Origin of the sequence: Xenophilus sp. Marseille-Q4582, from assembly GCF_916700565.1 — a bacterium.
In the GTDB taxonomy this organism is placed as follows: Bacteria; Pseudomonadota; Gammaproteobacteria; order Burkholderiales; family Burkholderiaceae_C; genus Xenophilus.
In genome coordinates, this window is record NZ_CAKAKO010000004.1 from 148395 (window position 1) to 165011 (window position 16617).

Here is a 16617-nt window from a genome sequence, read left to right on the forward strand (position 1 = left end):
CGGGGCGCGGCCATGGCGACGGCGAGGCGCTCAGGGCGACGGCGAGGCGCTCAGGGCGAGGGCGATGCAGGCGGTACGGCGAAGTGCCGCCGCAGCCAGTCGCCCAGCAGCGTGTTCACTTCCTGCGGCTTTTCCATCGTCAGCATGTGGCCGCAGTCGCGCAGCCAATGCAGCTCGGCCTGCGGCAGCAGCGCGGCGATCTCGCGCATGGCGTCGGGCGGCGTGAGCTTGTCGCCGTCGCCGCAGATCAGCAGGGCCGGGCCCTTGTAGCGGCCCAGGTGCTGGCGCGCGTCGGGGCGCTGCATCACGGCGCGGTTCTGGCGGATCAGCTGCTCGGCGCCGGCTTCGACGACCCGGTCCACGTAGCGGCGCGTGAGTTCGCGGTCGGCCGCCTGCGCGGGGTGGAAGGCGAACATCACGTTCAGTTCGATCAGCTCGCGCAAGGGGCCGGGGCCGCGCTCGAAGACCTCGATGGCCTGGCTGCGCAGCTGGTGCGTTTCGGGCGATTCCGGCGCGGCCGTGGTGCCCAGCAGGGCCAGCCCGGCAATGCGATCGGGCGCCTGGCGCGTGCATTCCATGGCCAGCATGCCGCCCATGGAGGCGCCGCACAGCACCAGCGGCCCGTCGTGTTCGCGCAGCACGGCGGCGGCCATGTCTTCAAGCGTCGCATGACGCGTCTGGGCATCGCTGACCACAGGCTGCAGGGCGGCGGGGAGGGCGGGCCATTGCGCTTCCCAGAGGCGGGCATCGCAGGCAAGGCCGGGAAGGAGGACGAGTCGGGGCATGCGCGCATTCTGCACGCGCGGCCGCGGCGGGAGGCTGGCGCGCGGCGGCGGGTGACAGGGCCCGGTCACGCCCATGTGCACAATCGGCGGCACGCCCATGACCACATCCACCCCTTCCTCCACCGACCTCATCCTCATCCGCCACGGCGAAACCGACTGGAACCGCGAACTGCGCTTCCAGGGGCACATCGACGTGCCCCTGAACGACATGGGCCATGAACAGGCGCGCCGCCTGGGGCTGCGCATGAAGGGCGAGTCGGTGCAGCACATCGTCTGCAGCGACTTGCTGCGCACGCAGCAGACCACGGCCCCGTCCGCGCAGCAGCTGGGCCTGCCGGTGCAGACCACCGTGACGCTGCGCGAGCAGAACTTCGGCGTGGCCGAAGGCATGCGCGCCGAGGAGATCCAGGCCCGGCATCCGCGCGCCTGGGAGGACTGGCTGCAGTTCAAGGCCGACCGTGGCATGCCCGGCGGCGAAAGCACGCGCGAGTTCCATGCGCGCGTCATGGCGGCGCTGGCGGCCATCGCGCGCCAGCATCGCGGCCAGACGGTGCTGGTGGTCACGCACGGCGGGGTGCTCGACATGGTGTGGCGCACCGTGCGCGGCCTGGGGCTGGACGGCCCGCGCCAGAGCGACATTCCCAACGCCGGCATCAACCGCGTGCGCATGGCCGACCCGGCACGGCCTGAGGCGCTCGAGATCCTCCAGTGGGCCGACACGGCCCATCTGCAAGGCCTGGGACCCCAGCCCACCTACGACCAGCGGCGCCACCTGGACCGGCCGGCCACCAAGTCCTGAAGCGCGCTGCCCCGGCCCGCGCCGGCCTTCAATCCCCCAGCCGCAGCTGGGCCTCTTCGCACCAGTACTGCGCGGCGGCGTAGAAGCCTTCCCACACGCAGCCGTTGCAGCCGCGGCCGCAGCAGGTCGTGGGCTCGGGCGGCGGTGCGCGCAGCGGCTGCCCGGCCTGCTGGGCCCGGGCCTGCCAATGCGCGAAGCGCGCCCGGGCCTCCCGCAGGGCCGGGCCGGCCGGCTGCGGGTCGGCGTCAGCGCCAGCCGGCATCCTGCAAAGCCTCGGCCAGTTCTTCGGCCACGCGCCGGTAGCCCGCGGCATTGGCGTGGATGGGGTCGGCGCGCAGCGCGCGGTCGGACAGCACCTTGGCATAGATGCCCGGCAGCAGCAGCACCTGCGCGTCTTTTGCCACAGTCTCGTAGAAGGGCGCGTCGCCGAGCCGCCCGGCGGCGGCGCGCAGCGCGTCGGGCGCGGGCGTGGCCAGCAGCGCCACGTGGCTGCAATGCGCGCGCGCCGCGTCGGCCAGCGCGCGCAGGTTGCGCGCGGTCTGGGGGGCGTCCAGGCCGCGCAGCATGTCGTTGCCGCCGATGCCGATCAGGATGGCGTCGAAGGTCTGCGCCTGCAGCAGTGGCCCCAGCCGCTCCAGCGCGCCGGCCGAGGTGTCGCCGTTCACGCCTTCGTTGACCACCTGCCAGCCCGTGAGCGCGGCCAGCTGCTCGGGCCAGCCCTGGCCCGGCGCGCCGCCGTAGCCGGCCGTGAGGCTGTCGCCCAGGGCCAGCACGGCCGCGCCCGCGGGCAGGCGCGCGCTGCCGGCCTTCTTCTTCCCGCAGGCAGCCAGCAGCGCGAGCGCGCAGGTCAGGCCAAGGGTGCGGTGGAGCAGGCGGCGGCGGTGCATGAGGGCGGGCGGAGGGCAAGGCCCGGCAGTTTAGGAGCCCGGGCCGGCGCGCCGCGGGATGCCGCGCGCCTGCGCGGGCTTTGCGCGGCGCGAAGTCCGGTCGGTGCGCCCGCCCGCCGCGCCGGTCAGCGCTCCCCGGCCAGCGCTTCCTGCAGCGCGGCGCGCGCCGTGTCCGCGAACTCCATGGGCAGGAAATGCGTGCTGCCCGGCACGGTCTGCACGCGGGCCTGCGGGGGCCATTGCTGCCAGGTGCAGGTGCTCTCGATCTCGGCGCGCAGCACGCGCAGCGGGGCGGCCAGCGTGGGCAGCGCGCCGGCCAGGCTGCTGCGGTGGGGCCGCATGAAATTGGCGGCTTCCCACGCGGGCGCGCAGCGCAGCCGCCAGCCGCCGTCCTCGGCGGGCTGCAGGCCGTCGCGCAGGTAGTCTTCGATCAGGGTGGGCGGCCAGGTCTTGAAGGCGCCGCGCCCGAGGTAGCTGGCCAGCGCGGCCTCGGGGCTGTCGAAGCGGTCGTTGCGGCGCAGGGCGCCGCGCACCAGGGGCGAATGCGCGGGCGACACGAGGTCCACGTCGCCGCTTTCTTCCGGTCCCACGGGCACCAGCACCGGGTCCAGCAGCACCAGCGCCGGCACCGCGGCCCCGCGCGCCTGCAGCGAGGCCGCGGCCAGCACGCTGGCGGTGCCGCCCATCGAATGCCCGGCCAGCACGCGCGGCGGGCCGCCGAGCGCCTCGAACAGGCCCAGCAGGTCGTCGCGGTAGCGCAGCCAACTGTGGGAGGCCGGATCGGGGTCGGCGGCCAGCTGCGACAGGCCATGGCCGCGCTGGTCGATGGCCAGCACGTGCCAGCCGGCGGTGCCCAGCGGCGCCAGCAGCTGGCGGTAGGTCATGGCGTTGAAGCCGTTCGCGTGCGCGAAGACCAGGTCCACGGGCCGTTCTTCGGGGCCGAAGGCCAGGGCGGCCAGGATGCCGTCGCCGGCGGCGCTGTGCAGGGCGATGGCGCGGCGGCGGGGCGAAATCGGGGCGTCGGAAGGCATGCGCGGCAGTATCGCGCGCAGCCTGCCGGGCGACGGTCACCTGTGTTGGGCGGCGCGCCCGGCCGGTTCAGGCGACGGGATGGGCCAGCGCCTCGGGCAGGCCCAGGCCGCGGTAGACGGTGCGCAGCTGGCGCGCGAGCCGCCGCGATTCGGGCTGGCCGTTGCGCTGCTGCTGCAGCAGATCCTGCGCGGTCGCCAGCGAGGCCCGGCGGCCGCTGCGCACCAGCGCGTCCAGCCAGATCTGGCCGAACAGGTCGCGCTGCGCATGGCTGCCGCCGATCTCGATCAGGCGCGGCAAGGCGGTGCCCAGCGCGTCCGCCGCGGCGGCATGCCGGCCGCGCGCATGGGCCAGCAACCCGTGCGCGGCCGGCACGCACACGCGCTGCCAGGCCGCGCGCGTGGCCTGCGGCGCGTGCGGCGCATGGGCCTCGATGTGGGCCAGCAGCGTGTCCGCCTCCGGGCGGCCGGCGCGCGCCAGGCCATAGAGGTACTGCAGGTCCAGGAAGGGCAGTACATGGTCCTGCGTGCGCGGCGCCAGGTGCGCGCCCACGTCCTGCCAGCGCGCGCCCACGTCCACGCCCGCCAGCTCCAGCCGCGCCAGCAGCGACACGGCGCCGATCTGGTCCTGCGAATACGCCTTGACCACGCCCCAGCAGTGCTGGTCGTAGACGGCCAGCGCTTTGTCGCCACGGTCCAGATCGATGAGGAAGAGCGCCAGATGCCACCAGTTGTGGGTGAGCATGAAGGAGTTGAGGCCCGTCCAGGTCTCGCTCACGTCCTGCATGAAGGCCAGCCCCTCGCGCAGCCGGCCTTCGGTCAGCATCACGTGCGCGAGCGCGTGGTGGGCCCAGGGCTCCCTGCGCGCCATGGCGACGGCCTGCCGCGCGGCGGCCTCGGCCCGGCGCATCAGATGGCATTGCTCATAGCCGAAGGCCAGCATGCCGTGCCATTGCGGCACGTCGGCCGCCTGCGGCTGCGCAGCCAGCGCCAGGCGCAGCATGCCGGCGCAGTCGCCCAGGTTGAAGCAGTGGTATTGGCCCAGCTTGAGCGACAGCAGGTCGCGCGGAAATTCCTGCGCCTGTTCCTCGTGCAGCCGGATGGCGCCGCGCAGGTCGCCGGCCACCCAGGCCGCGACGGCGGCGATGAAGCGCCGTTCGCGGGCGTTGGCCTGCGCTGCCCGGGCCTGGGCACGGGCAATGAAGGGCTGCGCGTTCGAGGCCGCGTCGCGTGACTCGGCAAACATCTGCAGCGCCGCGTGGCAGGCCTGGACGTAGGGATGCTCGTCCTCATGGGCCGCCAGCGCCAGATTGGCCGCCCGTGCCTCGCAGCGGATGAAGCCCAGAACGAGGTCGTCGATGAGGCGCAGGCTGTCGCGGTCCGTCACGCTGAGCGGGTTGCCCAGCGCGTCGGTGGGCGGCAGGGCGGGGGTCGTCAAGGAGGCGGCCATCGGTTGTGACTTTGTTGTGAATTGCACCAATTTCGTGCGAACGTCGAAGATTCCACGCTTGGCGCGAAAAGTTAATAAGTGTGTCCTATGGTTAATGGATTACCATTTTCTTAGTTCGGAAAGACGTTCCTTCGAAGCCCGCTGAAACCGCCTCCGTTCGGGCCAGCGAACGAGGCGGTAATGGCTAATTCGCCGTCGGGGCCTCGAGGCGCTGCATCGTTTGGATGCGCCGGCGAACCGGGTCCCCAGCCGGCCGGCGTCTTTCTGCCGATCCCCGCCCCTGCAGCTGCGTGCTTCGGCACGCAGTCTTGCCACGCGCGGTCCAACTGTTTGGCTAGAGGAAATCATGGAAGTTGTGCACAAAGCTGGCGGTGCCGCCAAGGACGTCAATGCCGAGACCTTCGTCGCGGACCGGCCCTCCATCATTCACCTGAAGATCGCCCCTGAGAAGGTGGCGCGCTTCGAGCGCCAGGGGACCGACCTCGTGCTGGTGCTCAAGGATGGCAGCACGACCACCGTGCGGGGCTTCTTCGCGGCCTATGACGACGATGGGCGCAACGACCTCGTGCTGCAGGACGAGGCGGGGGTGTGGTGGTGGGGCCAGTACACCGCGCCGTGGAGCGAATTCCATTTCACCGAGATCGAATGGGACGATGGCGTGCCGGTGCTCTGGGCCGACAGTGTCCCCGGATGGTTGATCGCCGGCCTGGGCCTGTTGGCCGTGGGAGCCGCCGCAGGCGGCGGTGGTGGTGGCGGCGGTGGCGCCGTGCTGCCCCCGATCCTGCCGCCTGCGCCGCAGCCGCCCGCACCCCAGCCACCGGCTCCGCAGCCGCCGGCACCCGAGCCGCCGGCGCCTCCTCCGCCCGCGCCGGAACCGCCGGCACCGCCGCCGCCCGCACCGGAACCACCGGCCCCGCCGCCGCCCGCGCCCGAACCGCCGGCGCCTCCTCCGCCCGCGCCGGAACCGCCGGCGCCGCCGCCGCCGGCGCCCGAACCGCCGGCGCCTCCTCCACCGAACAAGCCGCCCGTGGCGCAGGAGATCAGCGACCAGACGGGTACGGATGCCCAAAGCGGCATTGATGTCGATGTGAGCCGTTTCTTCGGCGATCCAGATGGGGACCGGCTGAGCTTCACCGCCGCCGGCCTACCGCCCGGTTTGTCGATTCATCCGCAGACCGGCCTCATCACCGGGACGCTGGATCGCTCCGCCAGCCAGGGGGGGCCGGAGGGCGACGGCCGATACACGGTCACCATCACGGCCAGCGACGGCAGGGGCGGTACCGTTTCCCAGACTTTCACCTGGACTGTGGGCAATCCCCCGCCTTCGGCCAACGACGAGCAGACCGCCACCCTGGTCAACAACCCGGTGAGCGGCAACGTCCTGGCCAATGACGTTGACCCGGACGGCGATCCGCTCACGGTCACGACGTTCAGCGTGCCTGGTGTGGGCGAGTTCAATGCCGGAGACACCGCCACCGTGCCCGGGATCGGCACCATCGTCATCGACAGCCAGGGCAACTACACCTTCACGCCGGCAGCCGGGTATGAGGGTGCGGTCCCGCCCGTGACCTACACCGTGTCCGATGGCGAGGGGGGGACGGATACCGCGCAACTCGACATCACCGTCGCTGCGCTCACGATCGATCCCATCGTCGCCCGCAATGGCGCGGATGGCAGCAGCGCTCCCATCCAAGCCTTGTCGGGTACGGGCAAACCCGGCGCGGAACTGGTCATCAAGGTGGACGGCGAAGAAATTGGCCGTGTCACGGTCGATCCTGACACGGGTGGCTGGCTCTACACGTGGAAGCCCGGCGACCTGCCCAACGGGGCCGATCAGGTGATGGTCGAAACCGTCATCAATGGCACGCCCGTCAGTATGACCCGCAACGTCCCCGTCCTGACGGTGACGGACGGCAATGGTGACGATCCGGGCCATCTGACGGTGTACGAGTCCGGCCTGGCGGCCGGTTCCGACCCGGACGCGGACACGGAAGTGAGCACAGGCTCTCTTACTTTGGGCCTGCTGGATACGCTGGCCACAGTGCGCATCGGCGCCCAGGACATCGGCCGTGAAGCGCTGGAAGAGAGCGCGACAACCCCGGTGACCGTCAGCACGCCCAATGGCGTCCTGACCATCACCGGCTACGATCCCTCGACCGGCCGGCTGGACTTCACGTACACCCTGACCCGCGCGGTGACGCATGCCGACGCGAACGGCAACAACCCGTTCACCGAGTCGCTGGACATCCGGGTGACCGACACCAGCGGCGACGCGCGCATCGACACCTTGAACATCGTCATCGTGGACGACGTGCCGGTGGCGGCCGATCCCACGGCAGTGAGCGTGGTCGAAGGTGCCACCACGGCGGTGGGCTCGGACAACGGCGGCCAGAACCTGCTGGCCAGTGGCAAGTCCGGCGCCGATGGCGCAGAGGTCCACGACATCAGCTATGTCGACCGCGACGGGGTGGCGCATTCCAACGTGGAAGTTCCGGATGGCGGCCTCAGTGTGGAGACCCTATACGGCACGCTGACCGTCAAGCAGGACGGCTCGTGGACCTACACGCCGGTGGCGGCTGCCGAGCATGTCAAGACGCATGCCGGCGGCACCGAGCTGTCTGATGACTTCAGCTACCGCGTCATCGATGCGGACGGCGACATTTCCACATCGGCAGCCACGCAGAAGATCACGGTGACCGACACCGTGCCGCAGATCGGCACGCCTGAGGGCGCCTCGGTGAGCGAAACCCATCTACCCGGGGGCAGCGATCCGGCACCCGGCGAACTGCAGGTTTCGGGCAGTCTGAGCGTGACGCCTGGGCGCGACGTCTTCGACACCGTCTTCGACGCCAGCCAGGCGGGTCCCTCCGGCCTGACGTCGGGAGGCATCGCGGTGCACTACTTCCTCAGCAGCGACGGCCACACACTCACCGCGCGAAAGGGCGATGCCGAAACCGACCCGGTCGTGTTCACGGTGCAGATCACGGCGCCTGCAACAGGCGGCGCCGGCTACACCTTCACGCTGGTGGGCTCGCTGGACCACTTGGGCGGCCAGGCGACGGGCGCAAGCCTGCCGCTGGACTTTGGCTTCACCGTCACCGACAGCGATGGCGACCGTGCGGACGGCACGTTCGTCGTCACCGTCATCGACGACGCGCCGGTCGCGGCCGACGACACGGCCACGGTCGGCCAGACCATCGGCAGCTCCGTGACGGGCAACGTCATCACCGGTCAGGCAGGCACCGACTCGGAGGGCGCCGATACGGCCCGGGTGACCCAGGTCTCCTTCGGCACGAACGCGCCCGTGACCGTACCCGCGACGGGCAGCATCGACATCCAGGGCACCTACGGGAAGCTGACCCTCCATGCCGATGGCAGCTACACCTACGAGCGCACGGCCGGTGGCATCGCCGGCAACGCGAGCGACGAGTTCACCTACACGCTGACCGATGCCGACGGAGACCAGGACACCGCCACGCTGACCATCGAGACCATCAATGCCGACGTCAGCATCACGGGCCTGACGGCCAAGGATGAAGCCAGTGGTACGGGCGGCGATGCCGTCGTCAACGAGAGCAAGCTGCCCGATGGCACGGGGGCTGGTACGGCAGGTGTGATTGGAACCGGCGAGTTCGACGTCAACGCCGTCTATGGCGTGAAGACGCTGTCGATCACCCAGGGAGCCGCCAGTTACGACATCGTGACCGACGGCGTCGTCAGCAGTACCCTGCCTTCATTCACCAGTGCGCTCGGCAACACCCTGACGATCACCGGCTACGCCGACGGCAAGGTCAGCTACACCTACACCCTGAAGGACCGCGAAGCGCACGCCGACGGCGGCAGCCGCAACGCCCTGTTCGAGGACTTCGGCATTCAACTGGAGGATGTGCCGGGCAATACGGCCAGTGGCACCCTGTCGGTGCGCATCGTCGACGATATTCCGGTCATCGCGGGCGGTACGGGCAATCCCCTGCTGGTGGTCGACGAGTCCGATCTGGACATCAATGCCTCCGGCAGCTTCGCTGAACTCTTCGACGTCACCCTCGGCGCTGATGGCGGCAGCGTCGCCTACGCACTGGGCCTGAATGCCGGGGTGGCCAGCGGCCTCGTGGACACGGCCACCGGCGAGGCCGTGGCGCTCGGCATCAGCGCCGAAGGCACGCTGATCACCGGCACGGCGGGCGGACACACGGTATTCACCATCGCGATCGCCCCGGACACCGGCGCCGTGACGCTGGACCAGCAACGCGCGGTACGCCACCCGAGCGGTGGCGCATCGCACGACGAGCCGGTCAGCATCGCAGGCAACGCCATCCGCATCATCGCCACCGCGACCGACAGCGATGGTGACGTGGTGTCCAGCGTCGTCAACATCGGCAACCGCTTTTCGTTCCTGGACGACGGCCCGCGCGTCAGCACCAGCCCGACGGGGACGCTGCCCACGGCGCTGACCGTCTTCGATGCCGACACGGTCACGGGAACCAGCACCGCCAGCGCAGCGTTCGCGGGCGCGTTCACGCAGACCTCCAGCCACGGCGCCGACGGCGCTGCCGCCGCCAACCCCTTGGTCTGGACCTATGCATTGGGCCTGCGCGGCGGCAGCGGGGCGGCCCTGGATTCGGGGCTGAGCAGCCTCGGGAGCGAGATCACCCTCTACATGGTCAATGGCCAGGTGGTCGGCTCCACGGCGGCTTCTGCGGCTACTGTCAACACCGCGAACACGGTGTTTGCCATTGCAGTGAACGCCACAGGGACCGTCACCCTGACGCAGCACCAGCCGATCGATCATCCGAGCGCCAGCCACACCGAGACGGTGTCGCTGCTCGCCGACCTGGTGACCCTCACGGCCACCGTGACGGTGACCGATCGGGATGGCGACACCGCCAGCAGTTCCAGCCGCATCGATATCGGCGACAAGTTCGTCTTCACGGACACAGGCCCCCGTATCGCGACGCCCGCCGATGCGGCGGTTTACGAAGCCAACTTCAGCAACGGCAGCGCGCCCAATCCTGGCGCGCTGACGAAAACCGGGACGCTGGCGGCCGATTTCGGGGGGGACGACGGCAGCCAGGTGACGGCGAAGTTCACCGCGGCCACCGTGGCGGCGCTTGGAGAAATGGGCCTGGCCTCCAATGGCACGGAACTGGTCTACGTTCTGTCCAACAACGACAGCACCCTGACCGCCACGCGCGGAGCCGGCGGTGCGCCGATCTTCACCATCACGCTGAGCCCCACCGGTGGTGCGGGCGGACAGGGCCAGTACACCTTCGTGCTCCAGGGTCCCCTGGACCACGGCATGCAGGCGCTGATCGACCTGCCTTTCTCGTTCCAGGTGACGGATGCTGACGGTGACACGGCTGACAGCCACTTCAACGTCACCGTACACGACGACAAGCCCGCAGGGGGCGGCGCCACGGACACGCTGGATGTGGTGGAAGACAGCACGGCGGCCACGGCCGCCAACACCTTCAACACCAGTGCGGATGCCAACCCTGCCAACACTGTCTTGATCGACGGGACGGGCAATGCACTGCCGGGCACGCCGGACGGCCAGGGTGGCATCAGCTATGCGGCTGCCAACGGCACGGTCACCGTGAACGCCAACGGCAGCATCACCTACGTGCCCCACCCGAACTACAGCAATGCGGGCGGCCCGGACAGCTTCACCTATCGCACGACCAACGCGGGAGACGTCAACACCGTCACCGTCACGGTGAACGTGAAGCCCGTGGCGGACGCACCGACGCTGCCGCACGGCGGCACGGCGACCGACGTTGACACCGCAACCGTGCCAACTCAGGAAGACACGCCCGTCGCTCTGGGGCTGCGGCAGCCCGTGGTGAGCGATGCGACCGACCAGACCCTGACGCAGGCCGGCGACTATCCGGAGCGCCTGGGCGCCATCACCCTGACGCTGGCGGGCGCCGGTGCGGCGGCGGGCGCCAAGCTGTGGACGTCGGTGGGCGGCGTGGACAAGGAACTCACTCCGGTCGGCGGAAAGATCACGATCGTGCTGACCGCGGCCAGCGGCAGTGAGGTGCCGAGCGACATCCACGTCACGGGCGACGAGATCTTGGTCCCGGCCAAGAATGAAGGCGAGGGGGTGTACTACCTCACGCAGGCGGAGTACGAGGCGATCCGGGCGGAACCCGCCGCGCACCGCCACGAGAACTTCACGGTGCAGGTCGATGTCACCAGCCATGAGGTGGACCAGGCCGGCCAGAAACTGGCCGATGTGGCGGGTGAGTCCAGCCAGCAGGTGCTGACCGTCGCGGTGCAGGCCGTGACCGACGACGTGGAGCTCGCGTTCGCGACGGGCATTTCCAGCGGCAATGCCTCGGTGCCGGGCGAGACCTACGCCGCCAGCTATGCCGACGACAAGAACGCGACCGTCACCCTGCGCGAGGATTCCACTTTCAACCTGAAGGATCTGCTGGTGGCCTCGTTCGCCGACCTCGACGGCAGCGAAGTGCGCTCGATCACGATCGAGAACACCAGCGGGAGCGCCATCACGGTCAATGGGGCGGTCCTGGCCGCAGGCGCCACGCTGACCACCCCGATCGCCGCGCCGGGCCTCTCGACCAGCACCACGGGTTTCCCGGACATCCGGATCGGGGCCCCGGGCGACTTCAGCGGAAGGATCGACGGCATCAAGGTCACGTTGAACGCGCAGGACAAGGATGACGACGGCTTCCAGGGTTCGCCCGGAAGCCCGGCCAACCCCGCGAACGGAGTGGCCGAGCAGGACGTCGGTAACAACACGGTCACCCTTGGCCTGCACGTGACCCCGCGTGCGGGCGACGTGGCCGCAGGCGACGTCAGCACGCAGGAAGACACGGCTGTGGCCTTCCTGCAGCATGTGCGCGTGACGGATGCTGGCACCGGCAGCGAAGTCATCGACGCGGTGTCCTTCGAGGTCCCGGCCGGCTGGGCGGTTCAGGCCCCCACCGCCGGTGTGCCCGCCACCGGCTGGACGGTCAGCGGCGACGGCACGTCGGGCACCTACACCATCATCTTCGACGCCACGCTGAGCGAGGCCGACCGCGAAACCGTGCTCGACGGCTTCCTGATCACGCCGCCCGCGCACAGCAGCCTGGACGCGACGGTGACCGTGCAGGTCACCACCACCGACACCCAGGGGCCGGACGGCCATACGGCATCCGTCGACCTGCCGATCACCATCGCGGTCACGCCGGTGGCCGAACAGGTCGGCATCGACAGTGACGGCAATGGCAGCGGCGACGTCACCATGACCGCAGGCCACACCTATGCGACGACCGGCCTGGAGGACAGCTGGTTCGAGCTCGGGACCGAGGGCGGCTTCCACCTCGCCTCCGGCTGGAGCAACGAGGACGGCGACGAATTCACCTTTGCGGTGCTGACCCCCGTGCTGGTGCCCGGTTCGTCCGCGCCCGGCGACGAAGTGATCGGTGCGGAGTTCCGCTACTCCACCGACGGCGGAGAAACCTGGGTGACCCAGACCTACACCGACACGGGCCTGTGGGTGCCGACGCAGTACCTCGACACGCTGCAGTTCAAGGCGCCGCTGAACGTGGCCGGCTCCTTCGAGATCCAGGTGCAGACCGCGACGGTGGATTACGACGATGGCGCCGGCACGACGGTGCGGCCGACGGGGCCGGTGACGCCGGTCCCGGGCGTGGTGGACGTCAAGATCTCCGGTTCGGCCAAGCTCGACGGCATCACCATCGAACCGGTGGCCGACGACGTGACCATGTCCGTCACGGGCAAGGCCAAGGGGCTGGAAGACACGGCGATCCCGCTGTCCATCTCGGCGACCAGCTCGGATCCTTCCGAGACCCTCACGGTGGTCATCAAGGGGATTCCTGCCGGCGCCACCGTCCACTACGGCCCGGGTGGCTCAGCGGTGCACACAGGCCCTGGCGATCTGACGATCCCCGATTTCAACGGCGCCAACGCCGGCCCGGTCAGCATCACGCCGCCGGCGAACTGGAGCGGCACGATCCCGCTCGTGGTCGAGGCCCAGTCCGTGGACGGCAGCGCCGAATCCGCGATCTACAGCCGCCCGATCACGGTGCAGGTGGTGGGCGTGGCCGATGACGTGGTCATCGTTCCGCATGCACCCGGCACCGGCACGAACGTGGTCGTCAGCGAAGCCGCGATGGATGCCGGCGGGCGCATCGACCTCGTCAACCTGATCGCCTCGGCCACCACCGCCGACGCCGACGGATCCGAGACCCTCAGCTATCGCGTGACCGGCCTGCCGGACGGCTTTTTGCTGGAGGGGGCCACGCTGATCAGTGGCGGCGCCACCGGCGAGGGCCGCGTCTGGTCGGTCTCGGGGGCCCAGCTGCCGAATGTGAAGATCGCCGTGCCGCCGAACTACAGCGGCGTGCAGACGGTCAAGGTGCAGGGCATCAGCACCGAGCGGGATGGCCACTCCAAGACCATGCCGGCCGTGGACCTGAGCTTCCAGGTCAGCCCGTCGGTGGACGGCATTGCCAACACCGGCAACAGCACGCTGGTCGAAGACGTGCGCAGCGAGCTGCAGCTCGACATCGACTACCAGAACGGCGACACCGACGAAACCCTGGGCGACATCTGGATCCAGGCCGACCAGGCCAGCACACCGGGCTACACGCTCTACCTGGGCGGCAACCCGCTCACCGGCCCGATCGAGAACATCGATGGAGTCGACTACATCCGGGTGAGCGCGGCCGACGTGTCCAGCCTGCAGGTGCAGGGCGGCGCCCATCGGGATGGCAAACTTGGCGAATTCAACTTCCTGTACGAAGTGATCGATGGCCACTACGGCAGCATGGCCACCGGTCCGCAGGACGTGGTGGTCAAGGAGGGCAAGTACGCGATCACCGCTTCGGCGGTGACCGACGAGATCACCCTGGGCCTGGACATCGACGAACGGGCCGGCGAGGTCGAAGTCAGTGGCGATGTTGCCGAAGTCCTGCAACCGGGGGCCGTCGTCACGGTCAACCTGGACGTGGATTCGCTCGACACCGATGGCAGCGAGCACGTGGTGCGCGTGATCGTCGAGAACGTGCCGGTGGGTGTGACCGTGGTCGACGGCGAGCAGATCAGCGCCAATACCTGGGTGCTGGTCAGGAGCGATGCGATTGACGCCGACGGCGCGACGATTCCGGTCCGCTTTGGCGTGTCCATCGATGCGCACGGGCTCGACGCGCACGAGATCACGATGAAGGTGCAGGTCAAGGATCGCGGCGACACGGCGATCTACACGCTCGATGACGCGGACCGCCAGGAAGAAGCGATCACCTGGAAGCTCACGACCGACTTCGCCGAAGGCCCGGGCTTCATCGCACCGGCCATCGCGCAGTGGGACTACAGCGGCGCCCACGTGGCCGAGGACGGCGTGGGTGGCCCGTACACCCTGGCGGACCTGATCGATGCCGAGGTCAGCGTGCATGCCGACAGCCTGGGGCGGACCAACACCTTCACCGTGTCCCTGACCGACGTGCCGACGGGCACCGAGATCAACGGCATGACCTTGACCAATGTCGACGGTGTGCCGACGTGGACCGCCACGCTGATCGTGCCGCCCGGACAGGGCGCGAATGCGAACACGCTGCTGGCGCAGTTCCTGGACGCCATCACGATCACGCCGCCGGTCGACACGAACCAGAACAACACGCCGGGCGGCTTCAACTTCAACGCCACGCTCAGCACGTCGGCGGGCGGCATCACCGAATCGGAGACCATTCCGAAGACGGTGATGGTCGTGCCCGTGGATCCAGTGACCGATGCGGCCGTCGTGACCGTCGTGACCGCCGATCAGGACGAGAACCCGGCAACAGGCAGCAGCATCCCGGTGACCATCACCGTGGATACGCCGGCCGACGGCAGCTTCGGCACCATCGTCGATGACGTCATGTACGTGACCGTGAACGCATCGGGCGGGAACGCCGGCGGCACGCTTGTCAACACCGATCCGCTCGCACCGCAGCCGACGCTGGTGACTTCGGGCCCATTTGCCGGCGCGTACGCCGTGCCGGTGACGGCCGGTGAAGCGGTCTCGCTGGCGTACACGCCGCCTGCGGGCACGCACCCCGGCAGCGTGAGCTTCGACGTGTCGGTCCGGACGTTGGAAGAGAATGCCGTGGATCCCACGCCGGTCAACGGCACGGGCTCCGGCGAACTCGAGGTGCATGTCGCCAACAACGGGGTTGCGGATCCGGGCCTGCCGGGTCCGGGGTCCGACCTGGCCACGGGCAACGAGGCGGACAGCAGCGATGCGGGCGATGCCATCCTGATCCCCGGCATCAGCACTGCGCTGGTGGACAGCGGCGAGCGGATCACGGCCACGATGCTGGAAGGCGTGCCGGTCGGCTTCCTGGTCTATGTCAATGGCGCGCTGGCGACCAATGCCGGCGGCGATGGCACGACCAACGTCTGGGTGCTCGCGAACGGTCCGGTCACGGCGGCCGACGAGGTCAAGGTGCTGCCGCCGCCATACTGGAGCGGCACGGTTACGGGCATGAACCTGCTGGTCGAGTCCGGCGAGACCGTGCTGAGCGAGAAGCGCGTGGACACCGTGCAGCTCGGCACCCTGGTGGTGAACCCGGTGGCCGACGGCCTGAGCATCAACCCGACCCACTCCTTCGGCACCGAAGGCCAGGTCATCGCGCTGCGCCTGAACGCGACGATGGAGGATCCGACCGAGGCCACTGCCGCGGTGCCGGACGGCAGCACGGAAACCACCACCGTGCGCCTGACCGGTCTGGGCGAGCATGCGAGCTTCTATGTGGGCGCGGCGTTGATCGAGGCCGAGCGAATCACCTATGACCCAGCGCAAGGCGGCACCTACACCGTGGCCGGCCTGAGCCAGGACGATGTCGGACAGTTGGGCTTCGTGCAGGCCCTTGGCGCCCTGACCGACCAGAGCAGTGCCACGGCAGGCCTGCAGATCGGCGTGCAAGCGTGGACGGTCGAGAGCGCCAACAGCGCAGCTTCGGCGCCCACGGAGCTCGGGTTCATCACGCTGAATCTGCAGAACCAGCAGGCGAGCGCTGGCAACGACACTCTGCTGTGGACCGGCCAAACGATCGACGGCCAGGCTGGACAGGACACCGTCGTGCTGCGCCAAGGTGAAAACCTCGACGGCCGGACGCTGGCCCTGGGCCTGGACAACATCGAAGTGCTGGATCTCTCCATCGGCGGCGCCAACGCCGTCACCGAACTGCGCCCCGAGGACGTGCTGTCCATCGTCGGCACCGGGGGGGCTCGCACCTTGACCATCCAAGGCAACGAAGAGGACTCCGTCCAGCTGGCGTCTTCGGACGTGGGCTGGAGCGCCTGGAGCGCGGGCAGCTCGTCCGGCGGCTACACGAGCTACGTCAGCACCCAGGGCGGCCAGACTGTGACGGTGCGCGTGGCCGATGCGGTGAATGACGGCCCACCGTCGTTCGCGGCGTCCAGCCTGTCGATGACGGACCTGTTCGGCAGCACCGCTTCGGCACCGCTGTTCAAGTCCCTGCTGCCCCAGGGCAGCACGAGCGCGCTGGGCGGTGTCGATCCCGCGGTCCATGGCGATCCTTTCGCGGCCTATGCGCCGCCCGCGCCCACCGCGCTGGAGGACGAACTGCTCCACGCCACGGGCTCGCACTACTGAGCCCCGGCACCCCGCGCCCGGCGTTCGCCGTGGCCCGGGGCGCCG

At 69.7% G+C, this 16617-nt stretch carries 7 protein-coding genes; 2 read left to right on the forward strand and 5 right to left on the reverse strand.

From position 1 onward, the window contains the following. Positions 1–50: 50 nt before the first annotated feature. A complete protein-coding gene (locus LG388_RS16100) occupies positions 51–785 on the reverse strand; it encodes an alpha/beta fold hydrolase (protein ID WP_225783754.1) in 735 nt (244 codons plus the stop codon). A gap of 97 nt (positions 786–882) precedes the next feature. Here LG388_RS16100 and LG388_RS16105 point away from each other — a divergent pair, with 97 nt between their 5' ends. Continuing rightward, positions 883–1584: a histidine phosphatase family protein gene (locus tag LG388_RS16105; protein WP_225783755.1), complete on the forward strand. Its 702-nt coding sequence runs from the start codon at positions 883–885 to the stop codon at positions 1582–1584. A 28-nt stretch (positions 1585–1612) separates the two neighbouring features. Here the strand turns inward: LG388_RS16105 and LG388_RS16110 are convergent, their stop codons facing one another. The 4 genes from LG388_RS16110 to LG388_RS16125 all read right to left on the reverse strand — a co-directional run bounded on the left by LG388_RS16110 (position 1613) and on the right by LG388_RS16125 (position 4949). Beyond that, positions 1613–1846 carry an oxidoreductase-like domain-containing protein gene (locus LG388_RS16110; RefSeq protein ID WP_225783756.1) on the reverse strand — a complete coding sequence of 78 codons (234 nt, stop codon included), beginning with the start codon at positions 1844–1846 and terminating at the stop codon, positions 1613–1615. Further along, positions 1830–2471 (reverse strand): GDSL-type esterase/lipase family protein, encoded by a 642-nt coding sequence (locus tag LG388_RS16115; RefSeq protein WP_225783757.1) that lies wholly within the window; start codon positions 2469–2471, stop codon positions 1830–1832. Before LG388_RS16115 ends, LG388_RS16110 begins: the two co-directional genes overlap by 17 nt. 125 nt (positions 2472–2596) lie before the next feature. Next, positions 2597–3502, reverse strand: a complete 906-nt coding sequence (locus tag LG388_RS16120) for an alpha/beta fold hydrolase (protein WP_225783758.1) — start codon at positions 3500–3502, stop codon at positions 2597–2599. 67 nt (positions 3503–3569) lie between these two features. Next, positions 3570–4949, reverse strand: a complete 1380-nt coding sequence (locus LG388_RS16125; protein ID WP_370630180.1) for a tetratricopeptide repeat protein — start codon at positions 4947–4949, stop codon at positions 3570–3572. A gap of 346 nt (positions 4950–5295) precedes the next feature. Here LG388_RS16125 and LG388_RS16130 point away from each other — a divergent pair, with 346 nt between their 5' ends. Further along, entirely contained in the window at positions 5296–16572 is an 11277-nt protein-coding gene (locus tag LG388_RS16130; protein ID WP_225783760.1) for a DUF5801 repeats-in-toxin domain-containing protein, read from the forward strand. Positions 16573–16617: the final 45 nt, after the last annotated feature.